General features: G+C 33.7%; 15 protein-coding genes. 5 read left to right on the forward strand and 10 right to left on the reverse strand.

Annotation, left to right across the window (positions count from 1 at the left end; translation table 11 throughout):
* Positions 1-18: 18 nt before the first annotated feature.
* Complete coding sequence (locus tag BAU28_RS02950) at positions 19-1,032, reverse strand: LacI family DNA-binding transcriptional regulator (protein WP_071717684.1); 1,014 nt, start codon at positions 1,030-1,032, stop codon at positions 19-21.
* A gap of 195 nt (positions 1,033-1,227) precedes the next feature.
* Between BAU28_RS02950 and BAU28_RS02955 the strand changes: the two genes are divergently transcribed.
* Both BAU28_RS02955 and BAU28_RS02960 read left to right on the forward strand, forming a co-directional pair.
* Entirely contained in the window at positions 1,228-2,169 is a 942-nt protein-coding gene (locus tag BAU28_RS02955) for a helix-turn-helix transcriptional regulator (protein ID WP_071717685.1), read from the forward strand.
* 92 nt (positions 2,170-2,261) lie between these two features.
* Positions 2,262-2,765, forward strand: coding sequence for a DinB family protein (locus tag BAU28_RS02960; RefSeq protein WP_071717686.1), 504 nt, complete (start codon positions 2,262-2,264; stop codon positions 2,763-2,765).
* A gap of 77 nt (positions 2,766-2,842) precedes the next feature.
* On the opposite strand, the gene yknW is transcribed toward BAU28_RS02960, so the two are convergent.
* Genes yknW through BAU28_RS02975 form a run of 3 tightly spaced genes read right to left on the reverse strand, consistent with a single transcriptional unit; the run spans position 2,843 to position 4,096 of the window.
* A complete protein-coding gene (gene yknW, locus BAU28_RS02965; protein ID WP_071717687.1) occupies positions 2,843-3,520 on the reverse strand; it encodes a YknW family membrane protein in 678 nt (225 codons plus the stop codon).
* A gap of 24 nt (positions 3,521-3,544) precedes the next feature.
* Complete coding sequence (locus BAU28_RS02970; RefSeq protein WP_025148724.1) at positions 3,545-3,847, reverse strand: DUF2087 domain-containing protein; 303 nt, start codon at positions 3,845-3,847, stop codon at positions 3,545-3,547.
* 39 nt (positions 3,848-3,886) lie between these two features.
* Positions 3,887-4,096: a hypothetical protein gene (locus BAU28_RS02975; RefSeq protein WP_048369796.1), complete on the reverse strand. Its 210-nt coding sequence runs from the start codon at positions 4,094-4,096 to the stop codon at positions 3,887-3,889.
* A 242-nt stretch (positions 4,097-4,338) separates the two neighbouring features.
* Between BAU28_RS02975 and BAU28_RS02980 the strand changes: the two genes are divergently transcribed.
* Positions 4,339-4,692, forward strand: a complete 354-nt coding sequence (locus BAU28_RS02980; RefSeq protein WP_002170735.1) for a PH domain-containing protein — start codon at positions 4,339-4,341, stop codon at positions 4,690-4,692.
* Positions 4,693-4,964: 272 nt separating this feature from the next.
* The gene (locus BAU28_RS02985) at positions 4,965-5,687 is read left to right on the forward strand and encodes a hypothetical protein (protein WP_071717688.1); all 723 of its coding nucleotides are present in this window, start codon (positions 4,965-4,967) and stop codon (positions 5,685-5,687) included.
* A gap of 38 nt (positions 5,688-5,725) precedes the next feature.
* Here the strand turns inward: BAU28_RS02985 and BAU28_RS02990 are convergent, their stop codons facing one another.
* The 4 genes from BAU28_RS02990 to BAU28_RS03005 form a co-directional block, all read right to left on the reverse strand.
* On the reverse strand, positions 5,726-8,482 hold the full coding sequence (locus BAU28_RS02990; RefSeq protein WP_071717689.1) for a YhgE/Pip domain-containing protein: 2,757 nt from the start codon (positions 8,480-8,482) through the stop codon (positions 5,726-5,728).
* A 217-nt stretch (positions 8,483-8,699) separates the two neighbouring features.
* Positions 8,700-9,272, reverse strand: coding sequence for a TetR/AcrR family transcriptional regulator (locus BAU28_RS02995; protein WP_002170730.1), 573 nt, complete (start codon positions 9,270-9,272; stop codon positions 8,700-8,702).
* Positions 9,273-9,577: 305 nt separating this feature from the next.
* Positions 9,578-11,518: a M56 family metallopeptidase gene (locus BAU28_RS03000; protein WP_071717690.1), complete on the reverse strand. Its 1,941-nt coding sequence runs from the start codon at positions 11,516-11,518 to the stop codon at positions 9,578-9,580.
* Positions 11,519-11,520: 2 nt separating this feature from the next.
* Entirely contained in the window at positions 11,521-11,922 is a 402-nt protein-coding gene (locus BAU28_RS03005; protein WP_071717691.1) for a BlaI/MecI/CopY family transcriptional regulator, read from the reverse strand.
* 241 nt (positions 11,923-12,163) lie between these two features.
* On the opposite strand from BAU28_RS03005, the gene BAU28_RS03010 reads away from it, so the two are divergent.
* Positions 12,164-13,012, forward strand: a complete 849-nt coding sequence (locus BAU28_RS03010) for a hypothetical protein (RefSeq protein WP_071717692.1) — start codon at positions 12,164-12,166, stop codon at positions 13,010-13,012.
* Between the two features lie 74 nt (positions 13,013-13,086).
* Here BAU28_RS03010 and BAU28_RS03015 read toward each other — a convergent pair whose 3' ends face one another.
* Both BAU28_RS03015 and BAU28_RS03020 read right to left on the reverse strand, forming a co-directional pair.
* Complete coding sequence (locus BAU28_RS03015; RefSeq protein WP_071717693.1) at positions 13,087-13,386, reverse strand: hypothetical protein; 300 nt, start codon at positions 13,384-13,386, stop codon at positions 13,087-13,089.
* A gap of 163 nt (positions 13,387-13,549) precedes the next feature.
* The gene (locus BAU28_RS03020; RefSeq protein ID WP_071717694.1) at positions 13,550-15,916 is read right to left on the reverse strand and encodes a DUF6359 domain-containing protein; all 2,367 of its coding nucleotides are present in this window, start codon (positions 15,914-15,916) and stop codon (positions 13,550-13,552) included.
* Positions 15,917-16,020 lie beyond the last annotated feature (104 nt).

The raw sequence follows: 16,020 nt of genomic DNA on the forward strand, positions 1-16,020 counted from the left end.
CCTAGCAGACATAGTCTACTAGGCTAATAACATCTTATCCTTCATCGTTGAACCTTTCACCAAGAGCTCCAGTTCAAACTCATACAATTCTTTTTTTCGATAATTTTTCGTATGGATTTTATCCATCATTAGGTCGACAACTTTTCGGGCCATTTCATCAATTGGCTGTTCAATTGTCGTAATACCTGGCTCTGTAATCTGTGATAAAATTTGATTATCAAAACCGATAACAGCGAGATCCTCTGGAATGCTCCAGTTATGGCGTTTCGCCTCTGAGATAATTCCAGCTGCAACCTCGTCGCCTCCTGCCAATATCGCGGTAGGATTTTTTTTGTCCTTCAATACTTCATGGAATATTCTTTTTCCATCATCCCAAGAGAAAGCGTTTTCAAGAAAATCAATCGCTTCCACTTCTCTACTCTTTTCAGTAATAGCGCGTAAAAAGCCCATTTTTCGCTGTTGGCTCACTACTTTCGTTTCGTTACCACGGCAAAAAATAAGATTACGATATCCTTGTTCTAACACATGATTGGCAGCTATGTATGCTCCTTGCGCATGATCAAATTTCACTGTTGGAATATTTGCTTCCTCAATATATTCATTACATAACACGATTGGACCGTGTTGTAAGTATGGCTCTACATCCTCCCACGGATTTTCTAGTGAACATAGAATAATCCCATCTACTTGTTTCGTAGATAATAATTGTAAATACTCCATCTCTTTTTCCGGTAAATATCTTGTTTGACAAATAATCAGTTTATATTTATGTTCAGAAGCAGCAATCTCGATTGCTTCAATAAATCTACTGAAGAAAGGATTTGTAATCCTTGGAACTAGCACCGCAATTGTTTCCGTTTTTTGTTTACGAAGCCTTCTCGCCGCAGAATTAGGAACGAAGCCTAAATGCTTCATCGCTAATTGAACCCTTTTTTTCTTCTCATCTGAAACATATGGATGATTATTGATCACCCTAGAAACCGTTGTCCTTGATAACCCCGCTAATTTCGCCACGTCCTCGATAGTCGACACGAAATTCTCCCCCTTTGCATGAAAACGTTTTCTTATCCTGATTATATAGTATATTATTGGAAACTGCAATATGGGTTCTTATGATTTTACTATATTAATATTATACATAGGAAAAAGTCTGTTAATTGCAGAAAGATATATACTACTTTTAGAATTTCACAATTAAAATATTTATTAAATAAAGGATGATATTTCATGAATCGGGTGGATCGTTTATTAGCTATATTAATTGAACTACAAAGAAAACAAACTGTTACAGCACATAGTTTAGCCGAAAAATTTGAGACAAGTAAAAGAACAATTTATCGAGATATGGACGCACTCAGTGAATCCGGCGTTCCCATTTTTTCAATGCCTGGTCACGGTTATTCCTTAATGGATGGTTATTTCTTACCACCCATTCAGCTTACGCCCGAAGAAGCCGTTACTCTTTTATTAGGCGGTGATTATATTGAGAAAACTTTCACTTCTTCTTTTTCTGTACATGCGCAATCAGCAAAAGAAAAACTTGAGGTTGTCCTCCCTACTGATCAACAGAAGAAAATTGAAGAGCTGAGAGAAACTTTCCGTTTCCTTTCTCCTATATTTTCACATCAGCAACCTGAGCGAGAAAAACTAGAAAACCTACTTTTCTTATTGCAAGAATCTATTCAGAAAGAGCAAGCTATCTCTTTTTCGTATCTTAAGCCGCGTGAAACTACGAAAATAAAACGAACTGTTCACCCTTATGGCTTAGTCAACATTTCAGGAATTTGGTACATCGTTGCTCATTGTTTACTTCGAAAACAAATACGTAATTTTCGTTTAGATCGAATGGATGAATTGCAACAAGAACAAGCCTTCTTTACAAAACCTGAAGACTTTTCCTTACAAGACTATCAACCTGAAAACAATCGAACTGTTACGATTCATTTATTATTCCCACCCCATATTGCACATAAAATTATTGAATCACGGTACTTTTTTATAGATTCATACGAACATCAAGATAATAGTTTTCATGTCTTTTTGAAATCAAGAAATATAGATGAAGTCTTTCAATGGGTATTAAGCTGGGGGAGCCAAGTGCAAGTACTAGAGCCAAAAATTCTTTCTGAAAAAATACGTGAGGAAGCAAAAAAAATGTTAAAACTTTAATTTTTTTATTTCACTACTGACATAATGTTGTCAGTATCCCTCCTTTATAGTAAGTATCAACAAATACATTTTCATAAAAAGGAGCTAACAATATGAACAAATTTGAGGATTTAGCGACGTATTACATTGAGGAATTAGAAAAGTACTCTCTCGAACAATTTAGAATGAAACCTTCTACAGAAGAATGGTCTCTTGGTCAAATGTATAATCATTTGCTTTCGGCTACATATATGCAGTTAGATGCAATCGCGAAATGTAAAACTGAAACGCCATCTGTAACTAACAAAAAAACGGATATGGGTGAAAAGGTATATATAATGGGTGCTTTCCCTGACATACAAATAAAATTACCAGATCATCCGGGATATACACCCGAAAATCCAACTAACAAAGAGGAAGTACAAGAACGTTTTCTGGAATTAATTACAGTTGTTAAAAGCATTGAGCCAACACTTACTTCTATTCCAAATGATTGTAAAGTAGAGCACCCCGGGCTTGGTTGCTTAAATGCGGCAGAATGGTTCCAGCTTATTTCTATGCATTTTGCACATCATCTTCGTCAGAAAGAAAGATTGGAGACAAAAGTTTTAGTGTAAAGAATCATAAAAGGTGGTTTATCCCTACCCAAACCACCTTTTTCATACAAGCTTATAATTATACTTCCCACATATCCTTACGGTTTAGATATTTCCTGCATCAATCCAGCCATGCTCGCTAATAAGCTAGTAAAAACGAAAAGTACAAGAATAAGAAGAATAAGTTTGTCTTTATTTAAATTAGTTATCGTTTTTAAACCTATCCCTAATAAAACGTAATACCAAATATTAAATATATCTATTCTTTGAGCGATTGTATGTAGAATCATATTATCTGTTGCTATTGCACCTAAACCTGTATAAGATATCTCATATCCACTTAGAAAAAATGCAATTAATCCGTTTAAAATCATCCCTAATCTTAATATAAACGAAGCATAAATAATTATCGGGAATGTTTCTTTATAGTTAATATCAACTCCAAAGAAAATCATAATGTTCTTATAGAATATAGGTGCAAAAAGTATAGCTACGATTCCGCTGACTGCTGAAATTCCAAATGTAGTAAAGAAAGTTATGTATTTTGGAACAGTAAATCCCGTTTTATCATGAAACATACTAAGTGCAGGATTATTTAAAGAATTCCAAGACATTAAGGCACTTGAAATTATAATAAGTACAATTAAAAGAGCTAATGGAAAGAATATATTTCTTTGATTCTTCATCCTTTCGAATTGCAGTGTTGGCGAAGTGAATATCCCAAAAATCGATGGTTTTCCCGAAATCTCTTCATGCATAAGACTACTAGCTTGCAAGAAAATTCCCCTTCCTCATTACATTTATAACTCTTCCCACTTTGTCCACACTTCTCTCTCATTTACACGATACATATTATCCTCGCGATCCATAAATCCATGCACGATAAACTCTCGTCTAATTGTACAAAAATCTTCATGATATTGTTTAATGAATGTATTCATTTCTTTCTCTGTATATTGATTCTCTGTATTTAATTTGCTAACTAAATGCTCTAATAACACTAACTTTTTCTTTTTTTGACCTGGAATCGATTTTAAACGATCCTCTTTATCAAAAAAGTTACGAATGGTCGTATCTCGAAATTTCATTTCGCTTTCGGTCATTTTGTTACCCTCCATCAGTTTTTATGTAATAAAACTTTACTATTTTTCTTTACCGTTTTTCTTTATTCTTTCACTTAAAATATCAATAAGGTAATATCCACTAATTAACACATAGTAGAATGCAAGCATTCCAAATATATCTTTCATACTTGTATATTCTTTTTTATGAAACAAGATCGGAGATAGTGTATAAACTAAGAAGCAGACTAGCGGATATATGATGAAATAGAAGTGAGATTTTTGTCTCATGCTATCAACTCCCCTGTAATATGATTCTATCCAAATTGTTGTGATTCCTTTCTTTCGTTTAGTCTACACATAAAATATAGTAAAATTAAGGAAAAGATATTCTTTGGAAAGTAATAACAATGTTGAGTAATATTCAAAAGACCATACACCAAATATGCAATGTTGCATATTTGGTGTATGGTCTTTCTTACTATAATAATATCCATATAGATTGTATTTTAAATAAAAAAGGATTATATGCAATGAATCAAATTTTAGAGGATGCAAAACAACTATTACATCATGAAGAAAACATTTTATCCACTTTAAGATGTTCACTTACTGGCTATATTATTACGCATAATGTCCCTCGTTCCGGATTGTTACTTGCCACTAATAGGAGGGTTATTTTTTATGGACAATCATTCAAATATTGTAAAAATGCATTGATTGCGGAATTTGAATATAAAAAAATCCTATCCATAGAGACGAAAAAAACATTCTTTGATAAAAAACTAATATTTTACTATGAAGACGAATATATAACGGTGGGACAAATTTTAAGCTCGAATATTGAAGGGTTTTTAAATGTAATACAGAGAAAAAGAATTCAATAAAGTGAAACTTTAATCGGTGGGGGTTCATTCATCCCCCACTGATTATTAGCCCACACCATTCGGGCTTTTACGGAATAAAATACTGTTCAGCTAAAAGAGAAGTACAGTTCACCTTTCTTACAACTGTATTTCTTTTTCATTTTTACTCCTTTCATCCACACTTCTCTTAATTTACTTATCACTCTTATGTCTGTAACCTATTATTCAAATTGAAAAAATTCATATGGAAAATTATATTATAATTAACTTATACATATTTTGGAGGGGAAATAGTGAAAAAAGCTATTATAGTATTAAGCATCCTATATCTTATTTTAACTGTACATACAGGAGCTGTTTTGTTAGGAAAAGAAGATTATAGAGGTGCTATCAATACATTAAAGGAAACGAAGAAAGTCTCTTCCTTTCAATCTGCAAAAGACGGTGTGATTTTATTAAAAGGCACATTAACTACTACACAACCTATTACAGAGGAAAAACTTCAAAATAAAGAATTCGCACTTCTTGAAATTAATACATATAAACGGCGAAAGGCAAATTGGAAAAACATTGATACCGAGCAGCATATTGCAAAGCAGCTTTTACTAAACAATGAAGCTCTTCCTGCATTAAAAGAAATCCGCTTCTCAATGGAACCAATTACACTGTCCGGCAAAGATATTTCCGCCGAAGACTACACACTAAAAAAAGATGATACTCAATTAACAATTAAAGGTAAAGGATACCGATACACAGGAATAGAAAACAAATCAGACACTCTTATTTTTGGTATAAAAAAAGGGGATACACTTGAAGGTTATAGTGGCTCTGAAATTCTAATAGGAAAAACAAAAGAGGACATTGCCAGCAACATGAAACTATATACTTTTGCTGAAAGATATGGCCCATTTATTTGGATTGTAGCTACAATTATTCTTATAAGTATTGTTATATACTTGTTCCGTAAAAATAGAAAAACAAATGAACTTTCTCAACCAATAAAACAAGACCAATAAAAAAAGCACCATTTCGGTGCCTTTTTTATTTTCCTTATTTAAGCTTCAACCGATTGATTTTCAGCAATATTTCTAAATTGTCGTTTATGCATCCAAGTTAACGAAGCGATTGTACCGAGTGATAATAAAACGATAAAGATCATTAATATCCCTATATTTTGCCACATGAAGTTAAAATCTCCGCTCGATACTACTGCTTTAAAGCCTGATACAGAGTATGTCATCGGTAACCAGGCATTAAAGTGTTGTAAAAACTTCGGAATTAATTCTAGTGGGAATGTTCCAGCACTTGTTGTAAGCTGCATAATTAATGTTAAGATAGCGATGAAACGCCCTGCGTCACCAAACGCTGTTACTAAACATTGAATTAATGAAATAAATGCTAAACTCGTAACAATACTAAAGAGTATGAAGTATGGAATACTTTGTACTTCTACACCTAATCCGAAAAGTAATATAAAATCTGCCATTAAAGCTTGAATAATCCCTACCGATAGTAAAACCCCAAACTTACTAATAAACCAGCTAAATCCTGATTTCGGAACGCCTACTGTATCACGTAATGGATATACGATAGATAATAGTAGTGCCCCAACGAATAAACCGAGCGATAAGAAGTACGGTGTAAATCCTGTTCCGTAGTTTGGTACTTCCGCCATTTTCTCTGTCTTCACTTTTACTGGGCTTGCAAACATATCATACGTTTTATCCGTTCCTTTTACTTCACCTGTTTTTTCTGCCCCTTCACCAAGTTTCTCAGCAAGTTCACCTGAACCGTCGTTTACTTTTACGAGTCCATCTGTCACTTTTCCTGAACCGTCTGCTAATTGATTTACTCCGTCGATTAGCTGGGTTGAGCCAGTTGACATTGTATTTAGACCACCATTTAGAGTGCCTAATCCAGTTGTTACTTGATTTGAGCCATCTGCTAACTTATTGATTCCACCTATCATCTCATTCGATTTCGTTGATAATTGGCCCAGTCCATTTGTCACTTGATTCGAACCATTTGCCAATTTATTAATTCCACCTATCATTTCATTCGATTTCGTTGATAATTGACCCAATCCACTTGTTACTTGATTCGAACCATCTACCAGCTTATTGATTCCACCTATCATTTCATTCGATTTCGTTGATAATTGACCCAATCCATTTGTTACTTGATTCGAACCGTCTGCCAATTTATTTACACCATCAACTAATGCATTCGAATTTTCAGATAAGCTATTTGCCCCTTTTGTCGCTACACCTAACTTATTGCCAAACACCTGAAATTGCGCTACAAACTCATTTTGCTTATTTTCAAGTAGACGCATTCCATCAGTTAATGTATTGATTTGATCTGTATTTGGTAATTGGACTTGTAAACCACTTACTTTTTCACTTAACTCATTCGTTCCTACTGCAACAGTACTCGACTTTTTCTGAACAATTTTCATACTATCACTAGCACTTTGTATAAGCGGATTCAACTTATCTTGCTCTTCTTTTGGTAAAGTTTGAATTGCCGTTTTTAAAGCTTCTATATTATTCATCGCTTCATTAGACGCATTCACATTCGATTGTGATATTTGATTTAATCCTTCAATCTCTTTCGAAGCCTTATTAATTTCCGCAAGCTTCGGCCCCATATCTTTTAAATTTGATATAGAGCTTTTCACGTTACCATTTATTTCATGAATACCCTCTTGAATTCCTTTTGCACCTTTTTCTAGTTCACTTTGTGCAGTAGAAAGCCCATTCATCCCAGTAGCTAAGTCTGATGTTCCTTTTTTAAATTCTGTCGATTTACTAGACAAATCCTTTAAACCTTCTGTTAATTGACCTGATCCATCCAATAATTGACCGACTCCATCTTTCAAGTCTCCTGTTTTACTATTTAATAAGTTTAAACCACTCGATACTTGGCCTGATCCATCTACTAATTGACCAACTCCATTTTTTAAGTCCCCCGTTTTACTATTTAATAAGTTTAAGCCACTCGATACTTGGCCTGATCCATCTACTAATTGACCAACTCCATTTTTTAAATCTCCCGTTTTACTATTTAATACATTTAAACCACCTGATACTTGACTTGATCCATTTAATAATTTATTTGAACCTGTTAAAAGTTCAGCTACTCCATCCTTCATCTCACCAGACTTCCCTTGAAGCGTATAGAGCCCATCTGTCACTTTACTTGAACCGTCATGCAATTCACTAGTTCCGTCATGTAATTTATTTGCGCCATCCGCCCCATCTGCTAATCCTTTTGAAACATCTTTTATGGAATCAAACATTTTCTCTGCATATGTTTTCGTTAACGTACTTGATACTTCACCTTTAATTTTTTCGATTGCTGTCCCGCCAATTTGCGAAGACAAGAAGTTTAAACTTTCATTTGGAATATATTCTAAGTTTAATGGTTTCGGATCGTCCTTTAATAACGTTGTAGCATTGTTAGAGAAGTTATCAGGAATACGTACTAACATGTAATACTTCCTGTTTTCCATTCCTTCTTTCGCTTCTTTTTCACTTACAAATTCCCATTTAAAACTTTTATTATCTTTTAAGTTATCAACGAGTCCTTTTCCAACTTCAATTGGGTTCCCATCAAATACTGCACCTTTATCTAAATTGACTACCGCGACCGGTAAATCTCCTAACTGTTCATACGGATCCCAAAAAGCCCATAAAAACATACCCGCATATAAAATCGGCACAAATAAAACCGCAATAATTGGGATTAATATTTTTTTACTTTTTATAATCTCTGCAAATTCTTTACTAAGCAACTTATACCCTCTCATCATTTCTCCCCCTTTTCAAAATGACCAAAATCTTAATTCGGTCATTTTTACACAAACAAAAAGGCTATATTCTGTTCATACATATGCCTTATCCCCGAATTTATTACTATGCAACTTTTTCTCAATATAATTGTAAATTTTCTATTATCCCCCCCAAATCAACCATATGACCAATTTGTTCATTTAGTCATTTTTTTATAATATTAAAAGGATTATCTTAATTTGACAATCCTTTTAGTAAATAAAGTTCAAATAATTCTGCGATTTTTTCTTTTTCTAACGGTTCATGATTCTTTTCCCAATCAAAAATAAGGGATACGTATAAGCGAAGCATAATAAATGCTGTAATTTCTGGATCACATTTGCTAATTTCACCTTTTTCAATCGCAATCTCTAAATAAGATTGAATGACAGAAACGATTTCCACATCTACTTGTTGCATCACTTCTTGTACTTCTTTCGTTCCCATATCACGCTCTTCTTGAATGAGTTTAATCATGAGCTGATGTTCTTTTCTAAATTCTAAAATGCTATATAATGCCTTATGTACATTTTCAAAAAATGAAATATCTGAACGAATTGCGTCTTTTGCAACTTGCTTCATTTCTGTAATTAAATTAGAAATAATTTCGCCAAATAGTTCTTCTTTATTTTTGAAAAAAGTATAAATTGTTCCTTTTCCTACATTCGCTAACTTCGCAACTTGATCCATCGTCGTCGCCTTATAACCGAATGCTGAAAAAGACTTTGTTGCAGCTTCAATAATAGAACGTTTTCGATCTATAGCCACATCGTCACCTCCAAAAATGACCAATTGGATAATATAGTCAACCGGTACATATTTGATATTACCACACGCTTACATTCTATACAAGTTCTCTTTTTAGTTATTCCCAGTATAAAAAAATTCCAGACAATTTATATAACATTGTCCATAGTGTACCAAAAAGAATGCTTGTTTGGAAAGCTAGAATATCCTCATAATATTTTCTAGTTTTTTTACAATTATATTATCTAAATTGCTGGTCAGATTACACTAGAAATCTAAATAAATAGACAGTGTTCTTAAAACCAAAAGTTTAAGAACACTGTCTTTTATTTTGACATAGAAAGTAATATTTTCTCCATCTCTTTCTTAGTTAGCTCATCGTCGATTATTTCTTTGTATATCTTTGTATCTCTTGTAAAAATATCATTCACTATGACAATTTGATATTCACTATTCTTTCCTCGTTCGGGTACAAACATTTTTATCCCTTTTAACTCACCCTCTCCTCGAGGAGATTTAGTAAAGAGCATTTGTTTCCCGTCTAAATTATAACTTTCTAGATTCTCTTCTCCAGGCATCATGTAGTGTAGTGGATCCTTATTACCACCTACATAAATCCTTGACTGGTAAATTGTAAAACCATATTTCCCATTTGTATATTCTGATTTAACAACTAATTCTATATCTCTTCCAAAATATGAATCAGCCCATTCTCTCTTCAACTCATAACCTTCAACCATATAAGACGGGTGCTTAATTTGAAATGGCACATGATCTTTCGCTTCTTCTATAGTATATGTTAAAGACTTCTCTACCTTTTCCGAAAGTGGAATTAATTCCTTCTCAATAATAGCTAGTCTTTCTTGATCAGTTTTATTCAAGCGTTCACGTTTAAATTCCTTTGTATCTCCATCATAATTCTCAGGTACTTTTTTCTTAACCATTGCTTTTTTATGAATTTCTTTAGCTTCCTTAAATAATTGAATATATTGCTCAAATTCTTCTTTTGTAAAATTCTTTTCTGCCAAATACAAAAAATCTGTATCCCTTTTATATGACTTTATTGACATACCCCATTCTCTACTTGCATTCTCTGGTGTACCTAATACTGTTTCTATCGCTTTTTCAAATGCTGCTTTAGATTGTTGTTTTTTTTCTACAACCTGTTCTTTTTGTCTTTCATCTCCCTCAGTTATTCTTGCATTTAATAAAAATCCACCTGCTATAGCAACTATAGCAATGATCCCAAGTAAAGAAAGACGATACGATTTCTTTTGAAACTTTTTAATCATAACGATTCTCCTTTTGAGTGTTCGTTTATTTCTACTTAAATTCGCTAGACTTGGTGCTTGATAGGAATAATGTTCTAAAAGGGTAATAATTGTATGTCCATATGCAATTTGCTCCTCTTTATCTATAAAAGTAAGCGCAAATGCATCACAGGCTAACTCTTGATCTTCTCGCATACAGAAATAGGCGTACCAAAGAATCGGATTGAACCAATTTAACAGGAGCAAACTGTACATAATCCAATTTACAGCTACATCTTTTCTCTTAATGTGCGCTAATTCATGGTAAAAGACATATTGTAATTGTTGTTCATTTAATACTTTCAGATGTTTTTTTGATAGTAATACTTTCGGCCGAAAGAAACTAAAAACAGTTGGACTCGAAATCTTTCCAGCTAGACGTAATGAAACTGCCTTCTTCATTTTCATAGACTGCTTACAACGATTAAACACTTTAACGACCTGTTCATCCGTAATATCCGGTTGTTTCTTTATGTAAGAATATAAACGTCTATTTGTAATAAAAGTTATGGCTGCTAATACGATTACCCCAGCTAGCCAAACATATAAAGCCAGTTTGTATAAAGAAAATGTAGTTTGTTGTTCCGCACTCGCACTTATTTTATGTTCATTATTTTTTGTCACAGTTTCATAATTTGATTCCAATTCTACTGTACGATCGCTTTCTATGTTCACTATATTCTCAGTAGACGGCGTATTTTTTTGAAAAACTTCCGATACACTAGAACTATAGGAAAGTAGCGAATAAATACTATACGAACTATCCGGTGACCATGGCAGAAGAAGTCTTATGATTAGTACGATCCACAACATATATTGCCATCTCGGCGTTAACTTATTTCTAAATAGAACTTTTATACATAAGATAAATCCAACTAATATACTAGCCATAAGTGACGTTTCTATAAGCCAATCAAAAAAACGAGGAAGGTATATATTTATAAACATATCTATCATTTTTATCTATCCTTCCTCTTATTCTCCTCTGTCTTCTCGTCTAAAATACGTTTCAGTTCATTAATATCTTCTGAAGACAATTTTTCTTCTTTCAAGAAATTTACAAGTAACGGTTTAAATGCCGCACCGCAAAAACGCTGTAGCAAAGATTTCGTTTCTACTTGCAAATAATTATCTTGTGATACTAGCGGAAAATAAGCGTACATACGACCTTTATCTTGATGGTAAGAGACAGCTTCCTTTTGTACTAACCGGTTAATTAATGTGCGAATTGTTTTCGGTTTCCAGTCCATTGTATCTTCCAGTTCTTCTATAATTTTATTCGCTGTTTGTGGAGAATTCGACCATAATACTTTCATAATTTCTAATTCTGCTTCAGATATTTTAGGTAATTTATTTGTCATATTGTTTTCCACCCCTCGTATTACATTTGTAATCTACCTTTTAAGATTACAAATGTAATACTTAATTGTCAACCATATTTTAGAAAAACAAACTTTTGTACTTTTTGCATTTAAACCTTACTTAACAGCACATAAATTTCTCTTTTTCTAATAATCAAATAAAAAAACAAGAAAATCTTTACAATTAATAGTAATATAGAACATAGACATATTTATAAAAATAGTGGAGGCTTTTTCAGTCATGGTGCGTGCGCTTCGTTTAAATATAAAGCAAGCTTTTGGTAATCGTGTTTCTTTAATTATTATGTTTAGTGGATTAGCTCTTATTTCTATTTATCATTATTATTATGTTATTCGTTATTTAGGAGACGCGGCGAATGGATCGATAACAACAGCTGTTAAATGGATTGGATTTAGGGATAATGAAATGGATGTTTATTTATTATTAATGCCAGTTATTGCAAGTTTACCATTTAGTACAAGTTATAATTCCGATAAATCCGATGGTTTCAAAGCTTTTATAAGTAAGGACGTTTCCATCTTCTCGTATTCCTTGACAAAGTATATCGCTACATTTTTCTGTGGGGGATTTCTTTATACTTTACCATTCATTCTTTCTTTATTATTTTGCAAATTAACAATTCCAAATGGAGAACCAACCGCCGGTACTGGCATGATAAACGACAACGGGATGTTCGCAGAGTTATATTATTCTTCTCCCCTTACTTATATTTCTATATATATTGGGATTAATTTTTTATTCGCTGGTTTAATGGCCCTCTTAGGTTTAGCAGCGTCCACATGGTCACAAAAGGATTACATGGCAATTCTGTTTCCATTTGCAGTTACTTCCATTCCTTACGTCCTAATAAATACAATATTCCCTACAATTGGCGGAGCACCTATTCATTTGTATGATCCGAAACAACCATTACAGGGAATGTCACCGTACATTTTAATTATGCAATGTGCATTTTTCTTCCTTATCGGCTTATTCATGTATATAAAAGGTTTACAACGGGACAAAAAAAGGTATATGAGAAGACTTCAAAGGCGAGATCGATGTAGAAAGGCGTTTCAGCCATTATAAAAACCTAGTTTCCTTATGTTACATAGGAAATTAGGTTTTATTATTTTAAAAAAGCTAAATGCGATACTGCACTTTTAAGGTGTACCAGCCAAACTCCACAGAATAACAATAGCTGCATAATAAATTGCTCTAGCACCTACTACTAAACATAATAAAATAATTGCGTATTTACTTAATTCCTCTTTAGCACCTAATACAGTAAAGATAACTGCCAAACCAAAGGTTATATAAGAAATTGCGTTGTTTATTGCAAAATACAACGTATCTAAATGTTGCATAAGCCCTGTTATATCTGCTACAAACTGAAACAGTACAACAAGACTGAAAAAAATACCAAGCTGATTCATTAATCTCCCATTTAATCGAGCTAACATCTTTTGTCCCCTCCCTCCATAAAAAAAATATTCAATTAATTTTATCATAGAACTTACAAAAAAAGGATTTTCTATATATAATCCTAAAAATTAGTTATATACTATTGCTCGGGCCTCTTTCCACAAAATAAAGAACGCTTAGATACCTAAGCGTTCTCTCACTTTAAGAAGCCTTCTTCAAATCAATTTGAGCAAGTACTGGATCGTGGTCACTTACACGTCCATGTTCTTTCATAATGTTTGAATTTAAGTGTACAGGGTCTATAATTGTGTGCGGTGCGATATTATTCGTTACTAAAATATGATCTAGCACTTGTGCGTTCCCCTCATGAATGTACGTGTAGCGGTTCTCTTTCGGCACTGTGTTTAACATATCTTTTAATATCGTTCCTTGCAGTTCCTTTAGTGGTTTTGAGAATTCGAAATCATTCATATCACCTAGGACAACAACTGGCGCATTCGTGTTCTTTTCTTGAATACCTTTTACAAAACGATTCACTTCTTGTGCTAATTGTACTCGTTTCTCTTCACTCTTTAATACGAGCGGCTGTACTTTTCCAAATGGCGTTGCATCTCCTAATTTTGAATTTAAGTGATTTGCAACTACAACGATGTTTTGTCCTTGGAACGTAAATTCTGCCGCTAATGGTTTACGTGTACTTTCAAATAATGCATTTTCGTCTCCGATGCGAACTACATTTTTATCTAATAACTTCGGTACTGTCGCTAATTTTACACGTGATGGGTTATAGAAGAAACCGACGCGAATGTTCGCTCCAGGCGCTCCTCCGTCTTGATTGTTTTTTGGCGCAACTTCTACATACTCATACTTCGGTCCACGAATTTCTAATACAGCATCAATGATACGTTTTGCACTTAAAGAAGCATCTGTTGTACCGTCATTTATTGTTCCATTATTATCTTGCATTTCCTCTACACCGATAATATCTGGCATTTTTAAATTGTATTTAATAGAATAAGCTAACGCTTTTACTTTCTCATCTGATGTTTCTTTTTTATTCGCTGAGAAGTTTTCAATATTATATGTAGCAACTGTTAACTTATCAAGACGTGGCTGAATATTTGCCCCTACTTGCTTAAATCCACCGTCCGTTACAGATGGTAATTCCGTTACTGGCGAAATGCGGTATGAACCGTAGTCATATCCTACTACTCCTGTTATATCTCCAGTGAAAGTATCTCCTACTTTCGCTACATAATCACGAGGTACCTTTACAGAAAGACGTTCCGGGTTTAATTGGTCTTCATCTAAAAGTGGTGTACCAAATTGTGTTACCACCTTATTGCCACCATTTTTAACCGTTACGTATAAGTTACCATTTTTCTGAGGAGCGATAATTTTTGGTGTTGGCATCGTCACGCGCATACCTTCTAAGCTCTCATAAAAATCAATCGCATCTTCATTCGGATCAAATAAACCAAATCCATCATTATCAATAATTTGATCAGGGATTTTCACACCATTTTCCCCTAGTACAATCGGTGCTGGTAGTTCTTGATTATTTGCAAGTACTGAAATACGACTCGCCTTAATTTCTGTCGTCGTTAAATCTGTTTCAAATCGCTCTGCATATCCAGGTCCAACATATTCTTCTACTACTCCATCAACTTGAATAAGATCTCCTACCGCTACATTCGCATCTTTTTTGTATACATAAATACCTTCTGACGTAGCTGGGTCATTATCCGGTTGATTATCTTCTATATAAAAGCCATTTTTATCAAGCGCTGTGACAACGCCTTCCACATTGTTTACTTTCTTCCCGTTATAAGGAGAAATATGTGATTTCCCTTGAATATCATGAATACGAACTGGTTCATTGTTTACGATAATAAATGAAAATGTCGAAACCGCTGAAGAAGTAAGCCCTTCTTTTTCTGCGATTGCTTTCACTACACTATTTTCATTCACTATAATTTGTCCGTTATAACGAACACTTTTATTTGTAGGATTAGCCCCATCTAACGTATAGTAGATTGTTGCTCCTTCTGTATTCGTTGTTAATGTTACCGCTGTTCCCTTTGCAACTTCCCCGCCGTTTGGTGAAGCCACTACATCGCTAACACGGTTTTGTTCTTCCCCTTGAAACTTATAAGCTGTTACTGATTTTAAACCTGGACTACTAAAATATAATTCAAGAGTCCCTGTTAATTGAACTTTCTTCCCGATATTTTCAGGGTGATCTTTCACATTTACTGCCGATCTCACATCGCCTTTTGGCAATTGAACAGGCATTATCTTGTCTGGATTCGTTTCGTTTGGCGAATCGGCAATTGCCACATTTGTGTCGTCAAACTTAGCCGGATCCTTGGTGTATTTAGAAGGACTTTGCGTATATCCGACAATATATCCTTCCACTATCCCCTTCGTTTTCCCTTGCTGCTTAAATACTTGAATTGCTTTTTCTACCGACATAGAAGTATTTTCTTCTGCTTGCGCTAAAGTTCCAGTAAATGAAATCAATAGTATCAATGATAAAAAGACACTTAAGAGTTTCTTCACAGCCATTTTCCTCTCCTTAATTCATATTTTCTCAGCATTTCTATCATAACAAATGATTCGTTATATAGAATGATATTTCGACAAGTTTTACAAAAAATTTATTTAATTTA

The sequence above is a fragment of the Bacillus paramycoides genome (assembly GCF_001884235.1).
GTDB lineage: Bacteria > Bacillota > Bacilli > Bacillales > Bacillaceae_G > Bacillus_A > Bacillus_A paramycoides.

What these genes read in the sequence shown, in the direction of transcription:
- BAU28_RS03000 (WP_071717690.1), bottom strand. Translation starts at nt 11,518, where the DNA reads ATGATAGATATGTTTATAAATATATACCTTCCTCGTTTTTTTGATTGG.
- BAU28_RS02955 (WP_071717685.1), top strand. Translation starts at nt 1,228, where the DNA reads ATGAATCGGGTGGATCGTTTATTAGCTATATTAATTGAACTACAAAGA.
- BAU28_RS02990 (WP_071717689.1), bottom strand. Translation starts at nt 8,482, where the DNA reads ATGAGAGGGTATAAGTTGCTTAGTAAAGAATTTGCAGAGATTATAAAA.
- BAU28_RS03010 (WP_071717692.1), top strand. Translation starts at nt 12,164, where the DNA reads ATGGTGCGTGCGCTTCGTTTAAATATAAAGCAAGCTTTTGGTAATCGT.
- BAU28_RS03015 (WP_071717693.1), bottom strand. Translation starts at nt 13,386, where the DNA reads ATGTTAGCTCGATTAAATGGGAGATTAATGAATCAGCTTGGTATTTTT.
- BAU28_RS03020 (WP_071717694.1), bottom strand. Translation starts at nt 15,916, where the DNA reads ATGGCTGTGAAGAAACTCTTAAGTGTCTTTTTATCATTGATACTATTG.
- BAU28_RS02980 (WP_002170735.1), top strand. Translation starts at nt 4,339, where the DNA reads ATGAATCAAATTTTAGAGGATGCAAAACAACTATTACATCATGAAGAA.
- BAU28_RS03005 (WP_071717691.1), bottom strand. Translation starts at nt 11,922, where the DNA reads ATGACAAATAAATTACCTAAAATATCTGAAGCAGAATTAGAAATTATG.
- BAU28_RS02960 (WP_071717686.1), top strand. Translation starts at nt 2,262, where the DNA reads ATGAACAAATTTGAGGATTTAGCGACGTATTACATTGAGGAATTAGAA.
- BAU28_RS02975 (WP_048369796.1), bottom strand. Translation starts at nt 4,096, where the DNA reads ATGAGACAAAAATCTCACTTCTATTTCATCATATATCCGCTAGTCTGC.
- BAU28_RS02970 (WP_025148724.1), bottom strand. Translation starts at nt 3,847, where the DNA reads ATGACCGAAAGCGAAATGAAATTTCGAGATACGACCATTCGTAACTTT.